General features: G+C 32.7%; 23 protein-coding genes and 1 tRNA gene. 13 read left to right on the top strand and 11 right to left on the bottom strand.

Annotated elements, in window-relative coordinates; all coding sequences use genetic code 11:
- Nucleotides 1-12: 12 nt before the first annotated feature.
- A complete protein-coding gene (locus tag GON26_RS05435) occupies nucleotides 13-1,407 on the top strand; it encodes a glycosyl hydrolase family 8 (RefSeq protein WP_160373713.1) in 1,395 nt (464 codons plus the stop codon).
- Nucleotides 1,408-1,477: 70 nt separating this feature from the next.
- On the opposite strand, the gene GON26_RS05430 is transcribed toward GON26_RS05435, so the two are convergent.
- The gene (locus GON26_RS05430) at nucleotides 1,478-2,125 is read right to left on the bottom strand and encodes a hypothetical protein (RefSeq protein ID WP_160373712.1); all 648 of its coding nucleotides are present in this window, start codon (nucleotides 2,123-2,125) and stop codon (nucleotides 1,478-1,480) included.
- 69 nt (nucleotides 2,126-2,194) lie between these two features.
- Nucleotides 2,195-4,318 (bottom strand): Tex family protein, encoded by a 2,124-nt coding sequence (locus GON26_RS05425; protein ID WP_160373711.1) that lies wholly within the window; start codon nucleotides 4,316-4,318, stop codon nucleotides 2,195-2,197.
- Between the two features lie 118 nt (nucleotides 4,319-4,436).
- Between GON26_RS05425 and GON26_RS05420 the strand changes: the two genes are divergently transcribed.
- Nucleotides 4,437-4,706, top strand: coding sequence for a DUF1294 domain-containing protein (locus GON26_RS05420; RefSeq protein WP_160373710.1), 270 nt, complete (start codon nucleotides 4,437-4,439; stop codon nucleotides 4,704-4,706).
- A gap of 53 nt (nucleotides 4,707-4,759) precedes the next feature.
- On the opposite strand, the gene GON26_RS05415 is transcribed toward GON26_RS05420, so the two are convergent.
- The 3 genes from GON26_RS05415 to GON26_RS05405 form a co-directional block, all read right to left on the bottom strand.
- Entirely contained in the window at nucleotides 4,760-5,677 is a 918-nt protein-coding gene (locus GON26_RS05415) for a cation diffusion facilitator family transporter (RefSeq protein WP_160373709.1), read from the bottom strand.
- A gap of 7 nt (nucleotides 5,678-5,684) precedes the next feature.
- Nucleotides 5,685-6,116, bottom strand: a complete 432-nt coding sequence (gene rpiB, locus GON26_RS05410; RefSeq protein ID WP_160373708.1) for a ribose 5-phosphate isomerase B — start codon at nucleotides 6,114-6,116, stop codon at nucleotides 5,685-5,687.
- Between the two features lie 785 nt (nucleotides 6,117-6,901).
- Nucleotides 6,902-7,135 carry a putative signal transducing protein gene (locus GON26_RS05405; RefSeq protein WP_160373707.1) on the bottom strand — a complete coding sequence of 78 codons (234 nt, stop codon included), beginning with the start codon at nucleotides 7,133-7,135 and terminating at the stop codon, nucleotides 6,902-6,904.
- A 106-nt stretch (nucleotides 7,136-7,241) separates the two neighbouring features.
- Here GON26_RS05405 and rnr point away from each other — a divergent pair, with 106 nt between their 5' ends.
- The 4 genes from rnr to GON26_RS05385 are packed head-to-tail and all read left to right on the top strand — an operon-like array spanning nucleotide 7,242 to nucleotide 11,396.
- Nucleotides 7,242-9,422, top strand: a complete 2,181-nt coding sequence (gene rnr, locus GON26_RS05400) for a ribonuclease R (protein WP_160373706.1) — start codon at nucleotides 7,242-7,244, stop codon at nucleotides 9,420-9,422.
- Between the two features lie 24 nt (nucleotides 9,423-9,446).
- Nucleotides 9,447-10,115, top strand: a complete 669-nt coding sequence (locus tag GON26_RS05395) for a head GIN domain-containing protein (RefSeq protein ID WP_160373705.1) — start codon at nucleotides 9,447-9,449, stop codon at nucleotides 10,113-10,115.
- 14 nt (nucleotides 10,116-10,129) lie between these two features.
- Nucleotides 10,130-10,810 (top strand): LysE family translocator, encoded by a 681-nt coding sequence (locus GON26_RS05390; protein WP_160373704.1) that lies wholly within the window; start codon nucleotides 10,130-10,132, stop codon nucleotides 10,808-10,810.
- Between the two features lie 10 nt (nucleotides 10,811-10,820).
- Entirely contained in the window at nucleotides 10,821-11,396 is a 576-nt protein-coding gene (locus GON26_RS05385) for a hypothetical protein (RefSeq protein WP_160373703.1), read from the top strand.
- Between the two features lie 308 nt (nucleotides 11,397-11,704).
- Here GON26_RS05385 and GON26_RS05380 read toward each other — a convergent pair.
- From GON26_RS05380 to GON26_RS05365, 4 genes are all read right to left on the bottom strand, one after another.
- A tRNA-Cys gene (locus GON26_RS05380) sits at nucleotides 11,705-11,775 on the bottom strand.
- Between the two features lie 82 nt (nucleotides 11,776-11,857).
- Nucleotides 11,858-12,217, bottom strand: a complete 360-nt coding sequence (gene folB / locus GON26_RS05375; RefSeq protein WP_160373702.1) for a dihydroneopterin aldolase — start codon at nucleotides 12,215-12,217, stop codon at nucleotides 11,858-11,860.
- Between the two features lie 2 nt (nucleotides 12,218-12,219).
- The gene (locus tag GON26_RS05370) at nucleotides 12,220-12,528 is read right to left on the bottom strand and encodes a hypothetical protein (protein WP_160373701.1); all 309 of its coding nucleotides are present in this window, start codon (nucleotides 12,526-12,528) and stop codon (nucleotides 12,220-12,222) included.
- A complete protein-coding gene (locus tag GON26_RS05365; protein WP_160373700.1) occupies nucleotides 12,519-12,734 on the bottom strand; it encodes a hypothetical protein in 216 nt (71 codons plus the stop codon). Before GON26_RS05365 ends, GON26_RS05370 begins: the two co-directional genes overlap by 10 nt.
- 134 nt (nucleotides 12,735-12,868) lie before the next feature.
- Here GON26_RS05365 and GON26_RS05360 point away from each other — a divergent pair, with 134 nt between their 5' ends.
- From GON26_RS05360 to GON26_RS05345, 4 genes are all read left to right on the top strand, one after another.
- Nucleotides 12,869-14,986 (top strand): glutamine--tRNA ligase/YqeY domain fusion protein, encoded by a 2,118-nt coding sequence (locus GON26_RS05360; protein WP_160373699.1) that lies wholly within the window; start codon nucleotides 12,869-12,871, stop codon nucleotides 14,984-14,986.
- Nucleotides 14,987-16,003: 1,017 nt separating this feature from the next.
- Nucleotides 16,004-16,330: a YtxH domain-containing protein gene (locus GON26_RS05355; RefSeq protein WP_160373698.1), complete on the top strand. Its 327-nt coding sequence runs from the start codon at nucleotides 16,004-16,006 to the stop codon at nucleotides 16,328-16,330.
- A gap of 142 nt (nucleotides 16,331-16,472) precedes the next feature.
- Complete coding sequence (locus tag GON26_RS05350; protein WP_160373697.1) at nucleotides 16,473-16,823, top strand: competence protein; 351 nt, start codon at nucleotides 16,473-16,475, stop codon at nucleotides 16,821-16,823.
- Between the two features lie 5 nt (nucleotides 16,824-16,828).
- Nucleotides 16,829-17,083, top strand: a complete 255-nt coding sequence (locus GON26_RS05345; RefSeq protein WP_160373696.1) for a DUF6327 family protein — start codon at nucleotides 16,829-16,831, stop codon at nucleotides 17,081-17,083.
- A 19-nt stretch (nucleotides 17,084-17,102) separates the two neighbouring features.
- Here the strand turns inward: GON26_RS05345 and GON26_RS05340 are convergent, their stop codons facing one another.
- Together GON26_RS05340 and gltX are read right to left on the bottom strand one after the other, a co-directional pair.
- Nucleotides 17,103-18,092 carry an SPFH domain-containing protein gene (locus tag GON26_RS05340; RefSeq protein WP_160373695.1) on the bottom strand — a complete coding sequence of 330 codons (990 nt, stop codon included), beginning with the start codon at nucleotides 18,090-18,092 and terminating at the stop codon, nucleotides 17,103-17,105.
- 125 nt (nucleotides 18,093-18,217) lie between these two features.
- On the bottom strand, nucleotides 18,218-19,723 hold the full coding sequence (gltX, locus tag GON26_RS05335) for a glutamate--tRNA ligase (RefSeq protein WP_160373694.1): 1,506 nt from the start codon (nucleotides 19,721-19,723) through the stop codon (nucleotides 18,218-18,220).
- Nucleotides 19,724-19,877: 154 nt separating this feature from the next.
- Here gltX and GON26_RS05330 point away from each other — a divergent pair, with 154 nt between their 5' ends.
- The 3 genes from GON26_RS05330 (at nucleotide 19,878) to mnmG (ending at nucleotide 25,795) form a co-directional block, all read left to right on the top strand.
- On the top strand, nucleotides 19,878-23,213 hold the full coding sequence (locus GON26_RS05330; RefSeq protein ID WP_160373693.1) for a DUF4175 family protein: 3,336 nt from the start codon (nucleotides 19,878-19,880) through the stop codon (nucleotides 23,211-23,213).
- Nucleotides 23,210-23,629 (top strand): rRNA maturation RNase YbeY, encoded by a 420-nt coding sequence (gene ybeY, locus GON26_RS05325; RefSeq protein ID WP_160373692.1) that lies wholly within the window; start codon nucleotides 23,210-23,212, stop codon nucleotides 23,627-23,629. The genes GON26_RS05330 and ybeY overlap by 4 nt, the downstream gene beginning before the upstream one ends.
- 294 nt (nucleotides 23,630-23,923) lie before the next feature.
- Nucleotides 23,924-25,795, top strand: a complete 1,872-nt coding sequence (gene mnmG, locus GON26_RS05320; RefSeq protein WP_160373691.1) for a tRNA uridine-5-carboxymethylaminomethyl(34) synthesis enzyme MnmG — start codon at nucleotides 23,924-23,926, stop codon at nucleotides 25,793-25,795.
- Nucleotides 25,796-25,902 lie beyond the last annotated feature (107 nt).

Raw genomic sequence — 25,902 nt, 5'->3', positions numbered from 1 at the left:
TTTATATAAACGATGAAAAATCTACTTTTACTGGCTTCTCTTTTTTTGAGCCTGCCAATTTTTTCGCAAACAAAACCCTTTCCTGCGAACACAACATTTAGCAATGGTCTGATGGCTTCTTCCAGAAATGGCCAGCATGCCATAGATAATTACGCCATCTGGAAAGCAAATTTTGTAGAGTTATGCTCAAATGGTCGCTACCGAATAAAATTTGATGATCCGTCTAAAACTGTTTCTGAAGGAATTGGTTACGGAATGTTATTGAGTGTATATGCCGCTGACAGAACCCTTTTTGATGGTCTTTGGCAGTATTACAAAGACAATGTGAATCAAAATGGTGTAATGAACTGGAAAATTAACGGCTGTTCCGGAACGGATGGTTTTAATGGTGCCACCGATGCCGAACTTGATGCTGCTTTTGCTCTTATTGTGGCAGATTATCAATGGGGAAGCGCTGACGCAATTCATTATAAAAATGATGCTAAAACTTTGATTTCGACTATTAAAACTCATGAAATTGAAGCCGGGACTTTTGTACTGAAACCCGGAGATCAATTCGGCGGAAGCCAAATTACCAATCCTTCTTATTTTTCACCAGCCTATTACAGAGCCTTTGGAAATTTTACAAATGATACGGCATTCTGGAATTCGGTTGCAGCCAAATCGTATGAGGTTATCAACGGCAATTTAACACAAAACAATGCGGCGGGCGGTTTAGTATCAGACTGGTGTCAGGCTTCCGGTGCGTATTCCTCAGAAGCTGGCGGATATAATAAAGCCGGTAAAACCTATAGTTATGATGCTGCCAGAACCCCTTGGCGTATTGCTGTAGATTATGCCTGGTACGGAAATGCTGATGCTAAAAACTATGCTAAAAAATCATCCGATTTTGTACGCGTTACTTTAAATAGTTCTACAAATATCAAAGACGGTTATAACCAGGACGGAACTTTAAGCGGTCAATGGCATAATGCCACTTTTGTTGGAGCTTTTGCCTGTGCTGCGATGGGTGGTGAAAATCAGGCTCATTTAGATGATTCCTATAATGACCTGAATAGTCTGGGCGAACCTACCAGTTATTTCAATCAAACGCTTAAAACATTGTATTTGTTTTTATTAACAGGTAATTTTTATTTGCCTAATAATGCCACTTTGTCTAACAATGATTTTATAATGGAAGATGCAGTGGTCACTTTATATCCTAATCCAAGTGCTGACATCTTTACGGTTTTTGCTCCTGAAGGCGCTGTAATCTCAGTAATTTCGCCATTAGGGAAACTTGTTCTGGAACAAAAATCAACTTATGAAACGACTAAAATCAATTTAAGTAATCAGGCTTCGGGTTTGTATCTGATAAAAATTACCCACGATAACAAAAGCGTTACTAAAAAAGTAATCAAAAAATAACGTGCTTTTCTTAAAACAAAACGCCCAAATTACAAATTGCAATTTGGGCGTTTTTTATAGTTTTATATCTCTATTTACATTTATTCGTCTCGAAAAGTGTAATTAACTGGTTAAGCGCTGTTTTAGTCTTAAAATCTTCTTTTTCAATGGCTGCAACGAGTTTTGGGCAGCTTGCAAAAGCTTCTTTGGCCATTTTTTTAATGTGTGAACCTGTTTGCGTATGAATAGCTGCACCTGCACCAGATTTGAAAAATCCAAAATACAACTCATCTCCTTTTTTCTTTCCAAAGAAATACGTTGTATCTCCAAATTGTCCTGAACTCGTTCCTTTTATAGGATTATATTGTATTGTTCCAGCAAAATCAACACAGCCTATTTTTATATCTCTGTCATAAATGATATAAAACCATTTTTTCTCTTTTGATTTTGAAAATTTTCCGCTAAAAGCATTGGCAGAGGTTAAGTATAATTTTTCGGCTACATACTCATTTTTATCTTCGTCAGTATATTCAATTTTTTTGATGTCAGCGGTTGGAATTTTTTCTTTTTTCGCTTTTTCATCTTTTTTAAAATTTACTTTAGAATCTGCACTTTCTACCATTTCGGCCAGACCAATTTTTTTGGTTCCGTCTTCCATGTACAAAATGGCTTTATTATAGTTTGCGTAACTAATCGCTGAAAACAAAAATGCAACGAGCATTGTAATAATTCTCTTCATAGGTTTTATTTTAAGTATTTGGGTTACCACAAATATATACTTTTTAAATAAAAACTTACAATTTATATATTACAAAATCATCGTCAGCTGAATCCTCTTTCTGTCTTCATCAACTTCTGTCACTTTTACATCTACGTGTTGGTGCAATTTAACTACTTCGTTTACATCACTTACAAAACCGGCTTTCAGCTGCGAGATATGAACCAGTCCGCTTTCTTTGATTCCGATATCAACAAAACAGCCAAAATTCGTAATGTTGTTCACAATTCCTGGTAAAATCATTCCGGTTCTTAAATCTTTTATTGATTTTACATTCGCATCAAATTCAAATACTTTAGCGGATTTTCTTGGGTCTAATCCTGGCTTTTCAAGCTCTTTAATGATGTCTTTTAGCGTAAGCAAACCAATTTCAGGTGTAATATAGTTTTCGGCCTTGATAAGCGCTGTTTTCTCTTTATTGGCAATTAAATCGTTTACCGAAAGTTTCAAATCTTTTGCCATTTTCTCCACAACCGGATACGCTTCGGGATGTACCGCCGAATTGTCCAACGGATTTTTCGCATTCGAAATTCTAATAAAAGCCGCACCTTGCTGATACGCTTTATCGCCCAAGCGAGGCACTTTTTTCAGCTGTTTTCTATCTTCAAAAGGACCATTTTCTGAACGATATAAAACTATATTTTCAGCCAGCTTCTCTCCTATTCCACTCACATAACTTAGTAAATGTTTACTTGCGGTGTTGATATTAATTCCAACCGAGTTTACACAACGAATCACCGTCGCATCCAGTTCTTCTTTCAGTTTTGTTTGATCCACATCGTGCTGATATTGGCCTACGCCAATGGCTTTCGGGTCGATTTTTACCAATTCTGCCAAAGGATCCGAAAGTCGTCTTCCGATAGAAACCGAGCCACGAACCGTAACATCATAATTAGGAAATTCTTCTCTCGCAATTTTTGATGCCGAATAAACCGAAGCTCCCGCCTCAGAAACAATAAAAACCTGTAATGGCTTATCAAAAGCAATTTTTTTGATGAAGAATTCCGTTTCTCTCGAAGCCGTTCCATTTCCGATAGAAATCGCATCAATCTGATAGGCATTTACCATCGAACGGATTTTTTTTATCGCCATAGCTTCCTCATTTTGTGGGGCATGCGGATAAATGGTTTCGTTGTATAACAAATCGCCTTTTTCGTCCAGACACACTACTTTACAGCCACTTCTAAATCCAGGATCGATGGCCAGAATACGTTTTTCTCCCAATGGCGGCGCTAATAATAACTGCCCTAAATTGTTCGCAAAAACCTGAATAGAATTCGCGTCAGCTTTTGCTTTGGCTTCCTGCAAAGTCTCATTTCCAATTGCCGGATTCAGTAATCTTTTATAACTGTCTTCAATTGCTAATTGCAAATGTGCCGTGGTGCTGTTTTGTTTTTTAATGATGATTTCATCAATTACATCATAAGCTTCATCGATATCAACATCAACTTTCATCTTTACGAAACCTTCATTTTCTGCACGTAACATGGCCAGTAATCTATGCGAAGGCGCTTTGGTCAACGGTTCTTCCCAATCAAAATACTGACTGAATTTTTGCGCACCTTCTTCCTCGCTTTTCTTTTTTACGACTTTGGTCGCAATAGTCGCTTTTCGCTGAAATAATCTTCGTAATTGTTTACGAACATAAATATTTTCGTTAATCCATTCGGCCACAATATCTCTGGCACCTTGCATGGCTGCTTCTTCGTTAATCACATTTTCATTAATATATTGCGTCGAAATAAAATCGACATCCACATCATTTTCAGAAATAATGATTTTCGCCAGAGGTTCTAAACCAAATTCACGCGCCACATCGGCTTTGGTTTTTTTCTTCTTTTTAAAAGGCAAATAAAAATCCTCTATCTCCTGTAAATCAAAACTTTGCTCTATTTTTTGTTTCAATTCCGGCGTAAGCGCTTTTTGTTCTTCAATAGATTTCAGAACGGCTTCTTTACGTTTTACAATCGTTTCGTATTCTTTCTGAAGTTTGGCGATTTGCTCGATTTGTACTTCATCCAAATTTCCTGTAGTGTCTTTTCGGTAACGCGAAATAAACGGAATGGTGCAGTCTTCCTGCAATAACTCTACTGTTTTCTGAATGTTAATCGCTGCTGTCTGAACAGTCCTGGCAATGAATTGAATGTTTGTCATTTTATGAATGAGATAATGTGTCAATTAGAAAATTAGCTAATTCTTTCCATTTTTAGTATTGTTAAAAATGGAATAATTACTTCGCTAAAATAATATCTTTGTTTTAATTTTTAAGCCAATGAAAATTTTATTACTCTATTTTTTAATCGTAAATGTTGCCGCTTTTGCATTTGCTGGATATGATAAAAATCTGGCCATCAGAAACAAACGCAGAATTCCTGAAAAAGCGCTGTTTTTTCTGGCTGCAATTGGTGGTTCTATCGGGTTATTATTGGCAATGTTCGTCTTTAGACATAAAACGAGTAAATCTTCTTTTATTGTGAAGTTTTTCGGAATTTTTCTTATCCAAAGTATAGTGATTTATCTTAAATTAAGTGATAAAATCTAAATTCAGTCAGTTCGTTGACTAAATTAACGTTAAGTCAGTCAATAGAAAACTGTTTATTCATCCTGAAGTATAAAATCTTTACTACAATTTTTACCAAAATCAGGCTGAATCGTACAATGATTTATTTTGAATTCGTGAAATAAAACCTCTTCTATTTCAGCTACAAGGGAGTTAAATTCTGAAATAGAGATGTTTTCTTTGCAATCTAAATGTGCCTCAAAATGAAGCTCATTGTCGTTTAGATGCCAAACATGAATGTGATACAAACGATGATTTCCGGTAACTTCGTGGATTTTTTTGGCGATTTCTTCAATATTTAAATCTTCAGGGGTAAAAAGCATCAGCATTTTAGTAGAAGATTTTAATACATCCAGACTCATAAAAATCAGGTAAATCGCAATCCCGAAAGTAATTATACTATCGACCCAAAACCACTGGAAATATTTCATTAAAATTCCACCCAACAAAACCGCTACCGAAGCCATCATATCGGTAAAAAGATGCAAATAAGCCGAACGCATATTTAGGTTATGATCGGCATCTTTTTTTATAATAATGGCCGAAAATCCGTTGAAAAGAATTCCAAGAACAGACAACCAAATAACCAAATTGGAAGCTATAATTACGGGTTCAGAAAATCGAACTACTGCTTCATAAACCAAAAAAACAGCCACTATAATTAAAGTTGCCGCGTTAATAAACGCGGCAATAATTTCGGCCCGTTTGTAACCAAATGTGCTCGCAGAGCTCGGTTTTTTTTTTGCTAATTGGTGTGCCACATAACTCAAAATCAACGAAATTACATCACTAAAATTATGCAACGCATCTGATAATAAGGATAAACTTCCTGAGATAAATCCGCCGATAATCTGCGCAACAGTAATACCAATGTTCAAAACAATCGAAATTGATAAATTTTTACCTGTTACTTCATGAGAATGCCCGTGATGATGATTATGGTTGTGGCCCATATTTTAGTTATTGACAAGCAATTTTATTGACTCTGTTCTGGTGTCTTCCACCTTCGAATTCGGTAGTCAAAAAAGTCTCAACCATTTCTACCGCTTGAGGAACTGATGTGAAACGCGCCGGAATACTGATAATATTAGCATCATTATGCAAGCGAACTAATGCTGCAATTTCTTTGGTCCAGCACAAACCCGCTCTTACTTTTGGGTGTTTATTAACCGTCATGGCAATTCCGTTTCCTGAACCGCAAATTACGATTCCAAAATCAGCTTTTCCTTCTGATACATCATTGGCTACCGGATGACCAAAATCAGGATAATCAACAGAATCCTCAGAATCTGTACCATAATTAGTTACTTCGTATCCTTTTGCTTTTAGCATCATTACAATTGCTTTTTTATACTCTGGTCCTGCGTGGTCGTTTCCTATCGAAATTTTCATTTTTAATTCTATTAAGTTGTGTCTTGCAAATTTAACCAATTAATAAATGTTTGCCTCGAATTACACTAATTTTCACAAATTTCTTTTCTTCTTCTATATTTATACCGTTTTGAACATTCTTTATTTATTAGAATATTTTCGTAAAATTTGTAGTTTTAAAATTGCTGAATGTAACTATCCTATTATCAGAAAATTATCACTTATCAACAATTTTAATATCTCTATAAGAATCTGGTAATCAATATATAATAAACATCCTTTTTGTTAAAATTTTATAATGTTAATACCAAAACGTAATTCGTTGATATTCAGTTAACTTTAAATTAACATTATTTGTTAATAAGTTGAGATAGAAAATTAGAAGTATTTTTTGGTTGTGTCGAAAAAAAACCTAATCCAAAACCGGAATCAAAAAACCTAATAAAGTTTGAGGAATTTTTAGAAAAGTTATCAATACTTGAAAGTAGATTTTCAACAGAAATTAACAATACAAGTTATCGACAAAATTATTTCATTTTTGGTTGTTAACCGATGTTAATTAAAATTCAAAAAACCTTAAAAACTAATCCTTTATCAAAATATAAGTATGTTGATAACTCACAATAACTAAGAGAAACTTCATTTCAATACATTTAAAAATAAAATTATTGTATCTATTAACACACTATAATAACCATCAAAAATTAATTTAATTTAAAATTTTCTTTTTGTTGTATTTAATATATGTTGACAACTTTGAAAGTTTAAAAAAGAAATTTTTTTTTTATTTGAAAAAAAAGAACTGTTTAAACGATTTTAAGTGGATTGTTGAGATTGTCCAGAATTTCCTGAACCTGTTCGAAATCGTTGGGATGAACTTTGAGTTTGATGCCACCCAGCGCCGAATTGTAAAAAGGAACGACTGATAGCATGATTTCGTTTTCGAAAAAATACGGAATTTCTTCTTGCTCCAGCAAATGTTTCAATACAACGGTTTCGTGTGCAAAATTGAAAGTAGCAATGGTTTTAAAGCTTTCCATAAACGGTCTTTTCGTAAAGATACGAAAGTTATAATTTTAATAATTTATTTGTTAAAATCTATTATCTGATATCTTATTTGTAATTTTAAACTTTTAAGAAAAGAATATGAGTAAGAAAATTAGAAAGCCGATAAAAAGTGAGAAAGATTTCTCCAGTAAAATATTAAAAATTTTATCGCAAAGCGCTAATAAAGCATTCAATTATAAACAAATAGCTGCTAAACTGGAACTTGATGATACCAATAGCAGAAATCAAATTATAAAAGATTTAAAAATATTAGCTGCTTCAAAAAAAATTATTGAATCAGAACCCGGTAAATATTTAATTAAAGCAGTAAGCGAAGATTATTACGAAGGAACAATCGATATGACCAGTAGAAAAACGGCGTATTTTGTTTGTCCAGATTTTACTGAAGACGTTTTTATTCCGACCAATAATTTAAATCGTGCTTTGGATAAAGACAAAGTAAAGGTTTATGTTTACAACAGAAGAAAAGGTAAACGTGCTGAAGGTGAAGTAATTGAAGTTGTAGAAAGAAACAAAACCGATTTTGTAGGTGTGATTGATATTCAGCCCAATTTTGCTTTTGTATCAACAGCAAATCCTAAAATGTACACCGATATTTTTATTCCAAAAGATAAAATTGGAGAGGCAGAAAATGGTGATGTGGTGTTGGTTACGATAGAAGACTGGCCCAAAAGAGCTGACAGTCCGTTTGGATCTGTGATTAGAGTTTTAGGAAAACCAGGTGAACACAATACAGAGATTCACGCTATTCTGGCTGAATACGGTTTACCGGCAGATTTTCCGGTAGAAGTAGAGGTGTATGCACAAAAAATAGATACTTCTATTCAGGAAGAAGAAATTGCAAAACGTCGTGATATGCGTGATACTCTTACGTTTACGATTGACCCAAAAGATGCAAAAGATTTCGATGATGCCTTGTCTTTCAAAAAGTTAGAGAACGGAAATTACGAAATAGGAATTCATATTGCCGATGTTTCGCATTATCTGGAAGAAGGAACAATCCTGGATGATGAGGCTTATCAGCGTGCGACTTCGGTTTATTTAGTAGATAGGGTAGTACCAATGCTTCCGGAAGTTTTATCTAATTTTGCGTGTTCGTTACGTCCGCAGGAAGAAAAATATACGTTTTCGGCCGTATTCGAAGTTTCTGAAGATGCAAAAGTGATCAATCAATGGTTTGGAAGAACCGTAATTTATTCGGATCAGCGATTTGCTTATGAAGAGGCGCAGTATATTATTGAAACAAAAGATAATACGATTCCGGTTGATATTTCTATCACGGGAGATTCTTATGTAGTCTCGGATGAAATTGTAAATGCAACTCTTAAATTAGATGAATTAGCTAAGATTTTAAGGAAGAAAAGAATGGCTAATGGTGCTATTTCTTTTGATAAAGTCGAAGTTAAATTTAACCTGGATGCTGAAGGAGAACCGGAAGGAGTGTATTTCAAAGTTTCAAAAGATGCCAATCATCTGATTGAAGAATTTATGCTTTTGGCCAATAGAAAAGTGGCTGAATACATTGGAAAACAAAAGAAAACATTTGTGTACAGAATTCACGATGAACCAAATGAAGACAAATTAATTGCGATGCAAACCGTAATTGCGAAATTTGGTTATAAAATAGATTTTAGAAACAAAGGAGATATTTCGAAATCACTGAATGCGCTGATGGAAGAAGTTAATGGTAAAAAAGAGCAAAACTTAATTGATACACTGGCGATTAGAAGTATGAGCAAAGCCAAATATTCGACAGAAAATATTGGTCATTATGGTTTAGCTTTCGATTATTACAGTCATTTTACATCGCCAATTCGTCGTTATCCGGATGTTATGGTGCATCGTTTGCTGCAATTTTATCTTGACGGAGGTAAATCTGTTGATGAGGAAAGTTACGAAACAAAATGTCTGCATTGTTCGAATATGGAAAGTTTAGCGACTAATGCTGAACGTGACAGTATCAAATACATGCAGGTTAAATACATGCAGGATCACCAGGACGAAGAGTTTTTGGGTGTTATTTCCGGTGTTACCGAATGGGGAATTTATGTTGAAATTGTTTCGAACAAATGCGAAGGTATGGTAAGAATCAGAGATATAAAAGATGATTATTATACGTTTGATGAAAAACAATATGCCTTGGTTGGCGCTACTTCTGATAAATTATTGCAATTAGGTGATCAGATTTATGTGAAAGTTAAAAATGCAGATTTGGTTAAAAAACAATTAGATTTTAATTTTTTAAGAAGAGAAGAATAAGTACTAATTTAAAATTTTATGAACATGAAAAAGTTAGTTTTAGGAGTTGCAATGTTAGTTGCACAAATGTCTTTTGCTCAGGTTACTAAAGATTTAGGAGAATTTGATTCGGTAAAAGTGTATGATAAATTAAATGTAAAACTTGTTGAATCAGCTGAAAATAAAATTATTATAAAAGGCGCAAGAGAATCAGAAGTAGAAATAGTAAACAAGAAAGGAATTTTAAAAATAAGAATGCCTTTTCCAAAATTGCTTTCAGGAAATGATTTAGATATTACATTATACTATAAAAAACTGGAACTTATTGATGTAAATGAGGGAGCAGCTGTTTCAAGTTCTGAAGCCATAAAAGCAACTTCTTTTAAAGTAAGTGCACAGGAAGGAGCTACCATCAATGTTAAACTGGATGTTGATAAACTAAAAGTAAGTTCTGTTTCAGGAGGTGAAATTACACTAAATGGAGAAGCAGATAATGTAGATGCCAGTTTAGGAGCTGGAGGATTTCTTTATGCAAGTAAATTAAATACGTCTCAAACTACAGTAAGCGTTTCTGCGGGCGGAAAAGCGGATGTGAATGCTTCGACCTTGGTTGATGCAAAAGTGAGCGCAGGAGGCTCTATTTACATTTACGGAAAACCAAAACAAATTAATCAAAAAACAGTTTTCGGAGGAAAAATTGAAGAAGTAAAATAACAAATTGTATTTGAATGATAAATGATATTTTGGCTGGACTGCCATGGGGACTTTTTTTAAGTTTTATGGTAGGTCCAGTATTTTTTATATTACTGGAAACCAGTATTACAAAAGGATTCAGAGCCGCTTTAGTCTTTGATCTTGGTGTAGTTCTAGGTGATGTTTTTTTTATAGCGATTGCTTATTTAGGAAGTTACAGACTGATTCAGAGTTTAAAAGACAAACCGGCACTTTTTATTTTTGGTGGCATAATAATGTTAGCTTACGGAATTATTTCTTTTGTAAAATTAAAAAAAGAAGAAAAAATCAATGACGAAGAAATTGATCGTGATATTATAAAAAGAAACTATGGAAGTTTGTTTATAAAAGGTTTTTTATTGAATGTTATTAATATTGGAGTACTTGGTTTTTGGATTGCAGTTATCATTTCAGTTGGTCCAAAATTAGATATGCAGAACTCAAGAATGTTTACTTTTTTTACTTCAGTAATCATTACTTATTTGCTTATAGACTGTCTTAAAATTCTATTAGCTAAACAATTAAAATCTAAAATGACACCAAACAATATTCTTAAAATCAAAAAAGTAATCAGTATTGTTTTGATGATTTTTGGTTTTGTTTTAATCATTCAGGGATGGTTTCCTAAGGAAAAAGAAATGGTAAAAAATGCTTTTGAGAATATTGAGAATCATTGATATTTAGTATATGAAAAGACTTTTACTTCTTTTAGTTGTGATTTTTATTAGTTGTAAAGACTCTAATAAAACTGTTGAAAAAAAAGAGAAAGCTGTAGATGATGTTCATGAAGTGGTAAGGATAGAAAGAAATGAATTTAAAACTTTTTTTATAGCTGATAAAATTGATCATTACTATCTAAAAATTTCTGATAATTCTCTTTTAAATATTCTTAAAGGCGATACAATTGTTAAGGATCAGAAGAAATTAAGTATGATTTTGTCAGGATATTATCCAGACTCAATTTCAAGACCAAATTTCGAATCCGATTTAATTAAATATACTTTTGTAAAAACAGAATTAAATAAAAAAAAGAAAAGAGAAGTTGAAAAAATATTTACTCAAAAAGATTCAATGCAAATGACATTTTCTGGTTGTATACCAATGTATCGAGATATTTTTATTTTCAAAAAAAATGATTCAATAACCGGAATTGCAAAGATTTGTTTTGGTTGCGGAGTAGCTTATTTTTATGGAACTAAAGTTGACACTGAAGGTTTTGGAATGAAATCAGAACTTAAAAAATTAGAAAAAATAATAAGATAATTATATTTTAAACCTCTCAATTTGAGAGGTTTTTTTATGTTTTAATTTAGTTTAAACACTTAGTTTGTCATTCCGATGAAGGAGGAATCTTCGCGACAATTATTTATAAAGTTTATCAATCTTTGTAGAGTTACTTGCGGGGATTCTTCATTCCTCAGAATGACAAGATTGAGGAAAAATCAGATAAAAAAAAATTATTTTACTTTGAAGTTTTTAGAGACATCGTCCGGATTCGAACACGATATTTATTTAATTTTTTCTAAAAATTAGCCATAAAAAAAAGAGACACATTTCTGTATCTCTTTTAGAGGCATCGTCCGGATTCGAACCGGAGTAGGAGCTTTTGCAGAGCCCAGCCTAGCCGCTCGGCCACGACGCCGTACTTGAACGGACGGCAAAAGTAACTAAAATCTTTAAAATTCAAAAGTTTAATGTAAACTATTTTAAAAATTAAAAAAATATTATCTTCTAACTTCGCTCATTTTTATAGTAACTGATTCAACATCACCACCAATAGGAGGATTTATCTTTGAAACTGAAACTGTAGTTTTTTCGACTGTTTTTATTTCTGCCAATATACGATTGTTGATTCTTTTGGCAACATGCTCTAATAAATGTGATCGAATAGCCATTTCTTCAGTAACAATTCTGTTCAAATGTACATAATCAACCGTATCAACAAGATTATCTGTGTCTGCAGAATGTTGCAAATTGGTTTTAATTTTTAAGTCAACTGTGTAATCAGAACCAATTTTTCCTTCTTCAATCATACAGCCATGGTACGAAAAAGTTCTGATGTTTTTTAATTTTATAACTCCCATTTTTATAGTTTTATTCTTGTAGTATTTGGATCTTGGTAATTGGATGTTACAGCTAATATTGAAACTATTTTTTCAGTTTCATCAACTGTAAAATGTATTGTATAAGGGAATTTTTTTATAGGTAATGTTCTAACAATATTATATTTTTCTTCGAAAAAAGGAATACTTTCTAATGTTTTGCGATAACTTTTAAATTCTAAATAGAAAAGTTTTCCTAATCCTTTACTTTTAGATTCATAATATTGTGCTGCTTCATTGACTTCAAGTTTTGCTCGTGTAAGTATTTCAATTTTAAATTTATTTACAGCCATTTTTTATCCATTTCTTTTTCAAAATCTTCCCAGCTAATATAATCCTCAGGTTTAGCATTTTTCATACGCTCTAAAACCATTTCTTGCTGCCATAACGGAATTTCGTTCGCTGTGTTTTCATCAATAGAAACATCAGGAATATGTTTGAAAAAACTAACAAAAGTTTCGTAAAAGTCGTCTGGAATTGTAACAGTTAATTGTCTCATAACTTTTAATATTTATACAAAAATACTAATAATTTTGTTTCAGGTTTAAAGTTTCAGGTTTAATGCCAGTTAAGTAACTTTAAACCTGAAACCTGAAACCTTTTTTTTATCTTTGCTAAAATTACTATAAAATAATGGCATCAGAAGAGAAATCACTCAATTTTATTGAACAAATCATAGAAGAAGATTTAAAATCAGGTTTACCAAATAACAAACTTCATTTTCGTTTTCCACCAGAACCAAATGGTTATTTACACATTGGTCATGCAAGTTCTATTGCGTTAAATTTTGGTTTAGGTATTGATTATCAGTCTCCTGTAAATTTACGTTTTGATGATACAAATCCTGAAAAAGAAGAGCAGGAATTTGTTGATGCGATTAAAAAAGATGTAGAATGGTTGGGTTATACCTGGTCTGAAGAACGTTATGCCTCTGATTATTTTCAGCAATTATACGATTGGGCTGTTTTATTAATTAAAAAAGATAAAGCTTATGTTGACAGTCAGTCTTCTGAAGATATGGCCATTCAAAAAGGAACTCCGTCAACTGTAGGAACTGATAGTCCGTACAGAAATCGTTCTGTTGAAGAAAATTTAGAGTTATTCGAAAGAATGAAAAACGGTGAATTTGAGGCTGGTACTCATATTTTACGTGCCAAAATAGACATGAAATCAACCAATATGTTGATGCGTGATCCTATCATGTACAGAATTTTACACAGACATCACCACAGAACCGGAGATGATTGGAAGATTTATCCAATGTACGATTGGGCACATGGACAAAGTGATTATTTAGAAGGAATTTCACACTCGTTTTGTACACTGGAATTTTTGCCTCACCGTGAATTATACGATTGGTTTTTAGATCAGATTATAGATGAAAATCAGTTGCGTCCAAAACAAAGAGAATTTGCAAGACGTAACTTATCACATACGGTTGTTAGTAAAAGAAAATTACAGCAACTCGTTAAGGAAAAGCATGTTAACGGTTGGGATGATCCAAGAATGTCAACTATTTCCGGGTTAAGAAGACGTGGTTATACTGCTGCTTCGTTACGTAATTTTGCCAATACTATCGGAATTGCAAAACGTGATAATTTGATCAATGTATCGGTTTTAGAGTTTTGTATTCGCGAAGATTTGAACAAAATTGCACCTCGTGTAATGGCAGTTTTAGATCCGGTAAAATTGGTAATTACGAATTATCCTGAAGGAAAAGAAGAGTGGCTGGAAGCCGAAAATAACCAGGAAGATGAGACTGCAGGTTTCAGAAAAGTACCATTTTCACGTGAATTATACATCGAAAGAGAAGACTTTTTAGAAGAAGCTCCAGCGAAGTTTTTCCGTTTGACTTTAGGAAAAGAAGTACGTCTTAAAAATGCGTATATCATTAAAGGAGAATCTGTTATAAAAGATTCTGAAGGTAATATTACCGAAATTCATGTAACGTATGATACCGATTCTTTAAGCGGAAGCGGTACAGAAGCAAGCCAAAGAAAAGTGTCTGGAACCTTGCATTGGGTTTCTATCGCACATGCTGTAGAAGCAGAAGTTCGTTTATACGATCGTTTGTTTACAGATGAAGCTCCGGACAGTTATAAAGAGAAAAATTTCTTAGATTTTGTAAATCCAAATTCGTTAGAAATTGTAAAAGGATTTGTTGAACCAAGTTTAGCAACGGCTCAAAATGAAGATAAATTTCAGTTTCAGCGTTTGGGTTATTTTACTGTTGATAAAGACTCAACTGCTTCAAAATTAGTGTTTAACAAGACTGTTGGACTAAAAGATGCCTGGGAAGAAAAGGGAAAAAAAGAAGAAAATAGTATCAATAATTCTTTAAAAGATATTAATAAATATTTTAAAGTTGAAACTAAACCGGAACGTCTTGCAATAGAAAACGCAATAGGGGAGAGCATCAAAAATGTTTCAAGTTTTTCTTTATTACAGAATTCATTAAAGAAAAACATCAACAATAATAAAAGTTCATTGTTGTTTGCTCAATTTATTTTGAAATATTCTGGTTTGAAATCTTCGGATTTTGAAGAAGAGGAAATCAAAAAATTATACAATATGTCTTTGAGAAGTGAATCCTCTTTTGTTCGTTCAAAAGCACTTTTGAATTTACGTGATTTAGAAAATCAAACTTTCAGAAATCAGTTTGAAGAAGAAATTTTAAAATTAAATTCAAATCCTCCCAAAAATGCTTCGGAGAGAGAAATCGAAATTTTATCAGAAATGATAAATAAGTAATATCATTATAATCTATTAAAAGCGCTTTTATAAGCGCTTTTTTTTATTATTAATTTTTTCTATTAAAAATTAAATTTTAATAGATATTATATTTTAAAAATGACTTTCATAAATTGATTTTAAAGCTATATTTCACTTCTTCTATATCTTTTATCCTTTTTATAAAAATAATTAAAAATGAAGCTTTATTTTAATTTTAGGCTCCATTTTAGCGAGTATTTACAGTTGTTAACAATGTTTTGTTTATAACCTTGATTGTTTCATTCCAATTTTTTAAAAATACTCAAAATTTTAAAGTATAATTTAAAACTATTGTAATTATAATATTTTTATTTTTTTATTATTATTTAAAAAATCTATTACTATTTAATTTTTAATAGATTTTATATTTTAAAAAAGGCTCTCATAAATTAGTTTTAAAGCATTTTTTTAATTCTTCTACCTCATAAATCATCTTTTTAAAATTCATTTAATAGAAGGCTTTATTTTAAATTTTGCTTTTTTTAACCCTGTTTAACGGCTTGTTAACACTAAAATGTAGTGAAAGTTTCTACTTTTATGTAATTACAATAAGTAAGTTGAAATTTTCTATAAATTGAAATTTTGGCTCCTGATACTAAACGGAGTTTTCTGTAAAATTTTAAACTGAGAAATTTTTGGTTTTAAAGCTAAATTCTAAAAATGTTTTCTAATTTTTGATTGTGATTCATTTTTGATACTACTTATATAAAAGTAGCTTTCAGGTTGACTTCATAATTTTCAAATTTTGATTTTGAAATTTATCAATTATGAAAACTATTATTTTTACACAATCAATTTTATTTACACAGATTGCAATTTCAAACACATCAAATTACAAAATACAATAAAGTAACTCTTGATGGTAATTTTATAAATATGAAAAGTGGTAAACATTAAGCAGCTGCTTATGTATATTAATTTTTTGTAAATATCTTTTAATCAATATTTTATAATTCAAATATTAAGTATCTTTAATAATCATAAAATTTTATAATTATGTCTAGAAATTCAAATACAGTAGCTGCAATTTTAGCAGGTGCGGCAGTAGGAGCAGCAATAGGAATTTTGTTTGCTCCAGATAAAGGGTCAAAAACCAGAGCTAAACTTAAAGAAGGTTTAGACGATGTAGGTGGTAATCTTAAAGACAGTTTAAGTGCTAGTTCTGAAGTTCTTCGTGAAAAATTTACCAGCGCAAAGGAAAATCTGGATGGTACTTATGGGGAGTTACTTTCGAACATGAGTTATAAAACTGAAGAAGTTATTACTTTTCTAGAATCGAAATTGGCTGATTTAAAAGCGCATAACGCTAAACTTCAAAAGTAGATTTCTGCAATTTATTGTAAGCACAAAGTTCACTTTATTTTAGTAGTGGTATTTCTGATTATTTTACTTACTTTTAAGTAATACAAAATACAACTATTTGAAATTGTGCTTTGTGCTTATTTTTTTAATTTAAAATTATATTATGGCTTTTGAAGAATTAAAAGAACATACCGAAAATATTCAGGATCAGGCTAATGTGTATTTCAAAAGCCACATGGCGTATTATAAGCTTTGGGGTTTTAAGGTGGCCATGAAATCGACTACTTTAATTTTGAAGTTTACCTTGATTCTGTTATGTTTTTTAATGGTTTTACTTTTCGGATCAATTGCTTTGGGTTTTGCTTTAAGTAATTTATTTGGAAGTTATACTTTAGGATTCCTGGCAGTAGGAGGGATCTATTTGGTCGCTACTATTTTGATTTCGATGATAAAAGATAAGGTAGTGGAAGGTCCGATTTTAGAGAAATTTTCAGAAATATTTTTTAATGATTAATGATTATGGAACCTAAAAAATATTCATCATACGCCGAAATTGACAGAGAACTTGAAATTCTGAAAGTTCAAAAGGAAATCAATTATCATAAATTAGTACTGAGTTTTGAGAAAACCAAAGAGAGTATTACCCCTCAAAAAATTGTAAATGGTTTTGTTTCATCTTACACAGATTACTTTTCAAATTCTTATACTAAAATTTTAGAAGCTATTTTGCCATACATAATTGGTTGGTTTATAAATAAAAAAAGAGGCGATTAAGCCTCTTTTTCGTTTAGTATTATTTTGTTTCTGGTGGAACAATGTCATCTTCATAACCAGATTGTAAGGGTTCAATTGGTTTTGGTTTTTCTATTTTTTGCTTGTTACTTTTCTTCATCATTTCACCAACCTGGTTCGAAGCAGAGAACGAAGCTACCATATTGTTCAGCATATCGCTTCCGGCTTGTGGAGAATTTGGTAATAAAATTAAGTTTGAATTAGCGTCTGCACCAATCGCTTGCAACGTATCATAATGTTGCGTAACCACAATCAAAGCCGAAGCTTCCTGCGAATTGATACCAACATTGTTCAAAACTTCAACACTTTCTACCAGACCTCTTGCAATTTCACGACGTTGGTCGGCAATACCCTGACCTTGTAAACGTTTACTTTCGGCTTCGGCTTTTGCTTTTGCAACGATTCTGATTCTTGAACTTTCTGCTTCAAATTCGGCAGCCGTTTTTTCTCTATCAGCAGCGTTGATTCTGTTCATGGCATTTTTTACCTGAATATCCGGATCAATATCCGTAACCAAAGTATTGATAATATCATAACCGTAAGTAGTCATGGCTTCATTCAATTCTCTTTTTACCGCAATGGCGATATCATCTTTCCTTTCAAAAACATCATCCAATTTTAGTTTAGGAACTTCAGCACGAACGACATCAAAAACATAAGCCGTAATCTGATCGTGTGGATATTCCAATTTATAAAAAGCATCATATACTTTTTCCTGAATTACTTTAAACTGAACCGAAACTTTCATTTTGATAAAAACATTATCCTTGGTTTTGGTTTCGATGATAACATCAAGTTGTTGAATTTTAAGATTTACACGTCCTGCAATTCTGTCAACAATTGGAATTTTAAGTTGCAAACCTGAATTTCTAACACTCAAAAATTTCCCAAATCTCTCAATCACAACTGAGGATTGTTGCTTCACGGTAAAGAAGGAGGAGAGGAAAATAAAGAAGAGAAATGCAATAATAATAATAAATGGAATGTTCATAATGATATTGATTTAAGTTTTTATGGATGTGTAAATTACGAAAATTCTTCGGTTTTAAACATAAAAAAAACGCTAAGAACATTTTGTTAATGTTGCCTAGCGTTTATATTTTAAAAATTTACTTTTTATAAAGTACTTATAGCTTTCTGAATTCTCGAAATAGTTTCTTCTTTTCCGATGATTTCAACAATGTCAAATAGGTGAGGACCTTTCAAAGCTCCAACCAAACTCAAACGGAAAGGCTGCATTACTTTCCCCATTCCGATTTCGTTTTTCGTCAACCAGTCTTTAACGATTGCTTCGATGTTTGCTGAATCGAAACCGTCAATATATTCAAGAGTCGAAATCAATTCCTGCATTAAAGCCGGTGTTTCTTCTTTCCAGTTTTTAATTGCTTTTTCATCATAAGCTGTTGGCGCCTGGAAAAAGAAATCTGTCAAATCCCAAAATTCAGAAACAAAATGTGCTCTTTCTTTAATCAAAGAAACGATTCTTGTTACGTCATATTTAGAAATATCAACCCCTTTTTCAATCAAAATAGGAGAGAAGGCTTTCGCTAAATCTTCATCATTTTGTTGAATTAAATGTTGGTGATTGAACCATTTGTTTTTCTCTGGATCAAATTTGGCTCCAGATTTATGAACTCTATTCAAATCAAAAGATTCAACTAATTCGTCAAGCGAAAATATTTCTTTGTCAGTTCCGTCATTCCAACCCAATAAAGCCAGGAAGTTTACAACTGCTTCCGGGAAAAATCCTTTTTCTCTATAACCAGATGAAACGCCTTCTTCAGTTTTCCATTCTAATGGAAAAACAGGGAAACCTAATTTGTCTCCGTCTCTTTTTGACAATTTTCCGTTACCAATTGGTTTTAAAATCAAAGGTAAATGTGCAAATTCCGGCGCATCCCAACCAAAAGCTCTGTATAATAAAACGTGAAGCGGCATCGAAGGCAACCATTCTTCACCACGAATCACATGTGAAGTTTCCATCAAATGATCATCAACGATATTGGCCAAATGGTAGGTTGGCATTCCGTCACTTTTAAATAATACTTTATCATCAAGTAAACTGGTTTCAAATTTTACATCTCCACGAATAATGTCTTTCAAATGTAAAGTTTCATCAACTGGAGTTTTAAAACGGATTACGTAATGTTCTCCATTTGCAATTCTTTTCGCAACTTCTTCTGCAGCAATTACCAAAGAAGTATCCAACTTTTCACGGTTGGTATGATTGTAAATAAATGTTTTTCCTTCAGCTTCTTGTTCTTTTCTTAAAGCATCCAAAGTTTCCGGAGTATCAAAAGCATAATACGCCCAACCCGAATTGATCAGTTGATCAGCATATTTTTGATAAATTTCTTTACGGTCACTCTGTCTGTACGGACCAAATTTTTCGTTTTTTCCAACCGTTTCTTCAGGAGCTATTCCTAGCCAGTCTAGTGCTTCCATAATGTAAGCTTCGGCACCAGGAACAAAACGGGTTTGATCGGTATCTTCAATTCGAAGATAGAAAACACCGTTATTTTTTTTGGCAAATAAATAATTAAATAGGGCAGTACGAACGCCGCCAATATGTAAAGGTCCTGTTGGACTTGGTGCAAAACGCACACGAACTTGCTTTGACATTTGTTTAAATTTTGATGCAAAGATACAACTTTAGTTAAACTCCAATTTTTTAAATTCCAAATTCCAATGTTAAGTTGGATTTTGGAATTTCTTTTTTGGAATTTGAATTACTATAATTACTACATTTATAGGTTATAAATAAAACAGATTCATTTTGAAAACAACATCTGCCATATATCTTAAGTTAGAGGCTTTTATTAAAAAATATTATACTAACGAATTGATAAAAGGAATCCTTCTTTTTATTGGTTTTGGATTATTATACTTTTTGTTTACGCTGTTTGTAGAGTACTTTCTTTGGCTAAAACCAACCGGAAGAACAGTATTGTTTTGGATGTTTGTTGGTGTAGAAGTTTTTCTTTTGTTTCGTTTTATTATGTTCCCGATTTTTAAATTGTTCAAACTTAAAAAAGGAATTGATTACAATCAGGCGTCTGAAATTATTGGGAATCATTTCACGGAAGTGAGTGATAAACTGACTAACTTTTTGCAACTTTCTGCTGCCGAAAATTCAACTGATAATTCAGAATTGATGTTGGCTTCTATCGAGCAAAAGGCAAATTCTTTGCAGCCAATTCCTTTTGGAAATGCTATTAATTTTAATTCAAATAAAAAATATTTACCCTTAGCTTTAATTCCAATTTTACTTTTTGCCGTATTTTTTATCTCTGGAAACAGTACTATTATTTCTCAAAGTTTAAATAGAGTAGTACATTTTAATGCTACATTTTTACCTCCGGCTCCTTTCAAATTTGTCGTTCTAAATCAAAATTTGCAAACAGAACAGAACAAAGATTTCGTTATCAAAATGGAATCTGTTGGGAAAGTCGTTCCGGAAAACGTAATGATTCATATTGGTGATGAGAGTTATTTTATGGAATCTGCTGAGCCAGGAAAGTTTGAATTCAAAATTGAAAAACCTGTTGAAAATATTACTTTTTCTTTTGAAGGAAATTCGGTTTCATCTGATGAATATGAATTGAATGTAATCACGGTCCCATCAATTGCCAACTTCGAAATGGTGTTGAATTTTCCATCGTATTTAAAAAAGAAATCTGAAATCATTCAGGGAACAGGAAATGCAATTGTCCCAGAAGGAACTTTGGTAACCTGGAAAATGAATACCCAATCTACCCAACAAATCGCCTGGAAAGACCAAAACGCAACTTTTCAGTTCATTAAATCTGAAAATGAATTTAAATTAGCTAAAAATATCAGTCAAAATACAGAATATCAAATTCTTACATCGAATAATAAGGTCAAAAACTACGAAAAACTTGATTATCAGTTGAGCGTTATTAAAGATCAGCATCCAAGCATTACAGTAACTCCTGCTCCTGATAGTCTGAAGCTGGATAAGAATTATGTTTTAGGAAAATTGGGTGATGATTATGGTTTGTCTAAACTTCAAATTGTGTATTACGAACGCAACAAACCGAACACAGCCAAGCGTGGAACCATACCTGTAAAACAAACTGTTTTTGATCAATTCGTTTTTTCTTTTCCCGGTAATTTAGGAGTAGAAGAGGGCGTTTCGTATGAGTATTATTTTGAAGTTTTTGATAACGATGCGCCTCATCATTTTAAGAGTACAAAATCTTCTGTCTTTTCGGATAGAGTTTCTACAACAGATGAGATTCATGATTTAGTATTGCAGCAGCAAAGCCAAAATATTAACAGTCTTTCGAAGTCTTTAAAAGATCAAAAAAAGCAACTTTCAGAAATGGATAAAATTCAGAATTCTGGAAAAGAGAAAGATAATTTAGAGTTTAAAGACCAACAAAAAATCAATGATTTTGTCAAACGTCAGAAACAACAAGACGAAATGATGAAGAAGTTTGCTGAGAAAATGAATCAGAATCTGGATAAATTTAAAGGTGATAAGAAGGATGAAAAAGCAGAGCAATTGCAAAAACGTTTAGATAATGCTGAAAAAGATTTAGAGAAAAATCAAAAATTATTAGATGAGTTGAAAGACTTAAATGATAAAATTAAGAATGATGAATTGTTTGATAAAATGGAAAAGTTCAAACAAATTAGTAAAAGTCAATCCCGTAATTTAGAACAATTGGTAGAGCTTACGAAACGTTTTTATGTAGAGAAAAAAGCAGAACAGGTTGCAGATAAATTGGATAAACTTTCTGAAAAACAAGAACAGCTTTCGAATAAAGAAAAAGAAAATACTACTGAAAAGCAAAACGAAATTAATAAAGAGTTTGATAAAATTCAGGAGGATTTAAAAGACTTAAAAGAAGAAAACAAATCCTTAAAAGCTCCTTTGGATATTCCTTCTGATGCTTCAAAAGAAAAAGAAGTAGATGAAGATTTGAAAAAAGCTGCTGAAGAATTGAGCAAAAAGAGCCCATCTTCGGCTAAGCCAAAACAAAAAAGTGCAGCGAAAAAAATGAAGAGTATGGCTCAAAAAATGGAGCTCAGTATGGATGCCGGAGAACAAGAACAATTAGAAGAAGATGTTGCTATGTTACGTCAGGTTTTAGATAATCTTTTGGCGTATTCTTTATCTCAGGAAGACGTAATGAAACAATTTAAAACCATGAAATTAGGATCATCGGCATATACAAAGAATATTAAAATTCAACAAAATCTAAAACAGCAATTCAAACATGTTGATGATAGTTTGTTTGCTTTGTCCTTGCGTAATCCAAAAGTTGGAGAAGATGTAACTAAAGAAATTGGAAATGTACAATACAATATAGACAAAGCAATTGAAACTTTGACAGATGTTCAGGTTCCAAAAGCAGTTTCGCATCAGCAATATTCTGTTTCATCTGCGAATAAAATGGCTGATTTTTTAAGTGATCTTTTGAATAATATGCAGAATTCGATGTCCAGTTCTGGTACTGGAAAACCTAAACCAGGAGATGGTCAGGGAATGCAACTGCCGGACATTATAAAAAAACAAAAAGGTTTAGCGGATAAAATGAAGGAAGGGATGAAAGAAGGAAACAAACCGGGCGAAGGTAAAAGCGGGCAGGGTAGTCAGGGAAGTAATGGTAAAGATGGTCAGGGAAACAAAAGTGGCGGTAAAGGCAAAGACGGAAAAGAAGGTGATGACGGGGAGGGAGATGCCGAATCTATTATGGAGATTTATAAAGAACAGGTTAGATTGCGTGAAGCCTTGCAAAAAGAATTAGCAAAAAAAGGTTTAGACGCACAAGGCAGATCTGTTTTAGAACAGATGAAACAATCAGAAAAGCAACTTTTGAATAAAGGTTTTAAGAATGAAAATCTGCAGCGTATTCTAAATATTCAGCAGGAATTATTAAAATTGAATAATGCAGTTCAACAACAAGGACAGGATACAAAGCGTCAAGCTGAAACAAATAAAACTGAATTTACAAATCGTTCTAATGCTTTACCAAGCAATCTTTTAGAATATTTAAACTCGGTAGAGATTTTAAATAGACAATCACTACCTTTGCGCTCAAATTTTAACCAAAAGGTTCAAGAATATTTTAATACAAAATGATTGATTTTAATTACGAAACCGATTTTAATTTAGATAACGAAGAAGTTTACACGACTTGGTTAAGTGCTATTATTGCTTCTGAAAATAAAAATGAAGGAGAGATAAATTACATTTTTTGTGATGATGATTATCTTCATAAGATTAATGTTGAATATTTAAATCACGATACTTTAACTGATATTATCAGTTTTGATTATACGGTAGGAAACGAATTAAACGGAGATATTTTTGTTTCTGTAGAGAGAGTTGCTGATAATGCAAAAGATTTTAATGTTTCTTTTGATGAAGAACTAAAGAGAGTTTTGGCTCACGGAATATTACATTACTGTGGATACAAAGATAAAACAGATAAAGACGCTGAATTAATGCGGTCCAAAGAGGATGAAAAAATCGCTATGTTTCACGTGGAACAATAAAGCAAAACCCAAATTTTAAAATAGCAAACTCCAATTGTTTCACGTGAAACATTTTATTTTGAATTTTAAATTTGATGTTTAGTCCGGATTTTTTTAAACGTTCCACGTGAAACAATATTAATTACGGACGATTTTCTTGATGAAAATTTGCGATGTTTCACGTGGAACAGTTCTGGAATTTGGAATTTTTTGAATTGTAATTTGTGCGTTAGCGCTGTTCCACGTGGAACAAAAAAAGATAAAAGTTAATTCTGAGAACCGACTTAAACGGTATCCCGGAGAATATAAGATAAAATGTTTTTAGAAGAATACGATGTTATTGTAGTTGGTGCAGGTCATGCTGGTTCTGAAGCTGCTGCTGCTGCCGCAAATTTGGGATCCAAAACTTTGTTGGTAACAATGAGTTTGCAAAACATTGCCCAGATGTCTTGTAATCCTGCTATGGGTGGAATTGCAAAAGGGCAAATTGTGCGTGAGATTGATGCGCTTGGAGGTTACTCAGGAATTGTTTCTGACCGAACTGCAATTCAGTTCAAGATGTTGAACAAATCAAAAGGACCTGCTATGTGGTCGCCTAGAGTTCAGAGTGATCGTATGCGTTTTGCTGAAGAATGGAGAATGATGTTGGAGGGAACTCCTAATTTGGATTTCTACCAGGAAATGGTAAAGGGTTTGATTATTGAGGATGGAAAGATAAAAGGAATCAAAACTTCGCTAGGAGTAGAGATTCTATCTAAATCTGTTGTCTTGACAAACGGAACTTTTTTGAATGGATTGATTCATATTGGTGAAAAACAATTCGGTGGAGGAAGAGCAGGCGAGAGTGCAGCAACCGGAATCACCGAAGATTTGATTAAAGTTGGTTTTGAAGCTGGAAGAATGAAAACCGGAACGCCTCCACGTGTTGATGGTCGTTCTTTGGATTATTCGAAAATGAATGAAGAAAAAGGAGATGCGAAGCCAGACAAGTTTTCATATTCGGATATGACAAAACCGCTGACGCATCAAAGATCTTGTCATATGACTTATACGTCATTGGATGTACATGATATTTTGAGAGAAGGTTTTGATCGTTCGCCAATGTTCAACGGAAGAATCAAAAGTCTCGGTCCAAGATATTGTCCTTCGATCGAAGATAAAATAAACCGTTTTGCAGATAAAGAGCGCCACCAATTATTTGTGGAACCAGAAGGATGGAATACTTGTGAGGTTTACGTAAACGGATTTTCAACTTCACTTCCAGAAGATATTCAGTTTAAAGCATTGAGTTCTGTTGCCGGTTTTGAGAAAGTGAAATTTTTCCGTCCTGGTTACGCTATCGAATATGATTATTTTCCGCCAACGCAATTGAAACATACTTTGGAAACAAAGTTAGTTGAAGGGTTGTATTTTGCCGGACAAATAAACGGAACAACTGGATACGAAGAAGCAGCTTCGCAAGGTTTGATGGCCGGAATAAATGCGCATTTAAAAGTGCACGAAAAAGCACCATTAATTCTAAAACGTGATGAAGCGTATATTGGAGTTTTGATTGATGACTTGATTACAAAAGGAACTGAAGAACCTTATAGAATGTTTACCTCACGTGCAGAGTATAGAACTTTGTTGCGTCAGGATAATGCCGATTTTAGATTGACACCAATGTCACACGAAATTGGTTTGGCATCAGAAGCGCGTTTACGCCGAATGGAAAAGAAACTAAACGAATCTGAAAAGATGGTGGCTTTCTTTAGAGAAACTTCGGTTTCGGTTGCAGAAACAAATCCAATTTTAGAAGCGAAAGAAACAGCTCCAATTACACAAGGGGATAAAATGTTTAAAGTTTTTTCTCGTCCTCAAATTGATTTGGAGGATATGATGAAGTTTGAAAAAGTAAAGGAATATATTGAAGCAAATGATGTTGATCAGGAAATTTTGGAACAAGCCGAAATTCAGGTCAAATATTCTGGTTATATCGAAAAGGAAAGAAATAACGCTGACAAACTTACTCGTTTAGAAGAAGTGAAAATTCCGGAGAATTTCGATTATAATAAAATCAAATCGATGTCGATTGAAGCAAAACAAAAATTAGGAAAAATTCGTCCTGTAACTATTTCGCAAGCATCAAGAATCAGCGGAGTTTCTCCAAGTGATATTTCGGTGTTGTTGATTTATATGGGACGTTAGGAATTTTAGAGTTCAGACTTTAGCTTTCAGATTTTGATTATCTGTAGTCGTCAAATTATTGATTTTTTTTAATCTAAAATCATCAATCTAAAATCTAAAATTGATTT

It is taken from the genome of Flavobacterium hydrocarbonoxydans (assembly GCF_009789235.1).
Classification (GTDB): Bacteria; Bacteroidota; Bacteroidia; order Flavobacteriales; family Flavobacteriaceae; genus Flavobacterium; species Flavobacterium hydrocarbonoxydans.
This window is presented reverse-complemented; position numbering and strand designations above follow the sequence as displayed.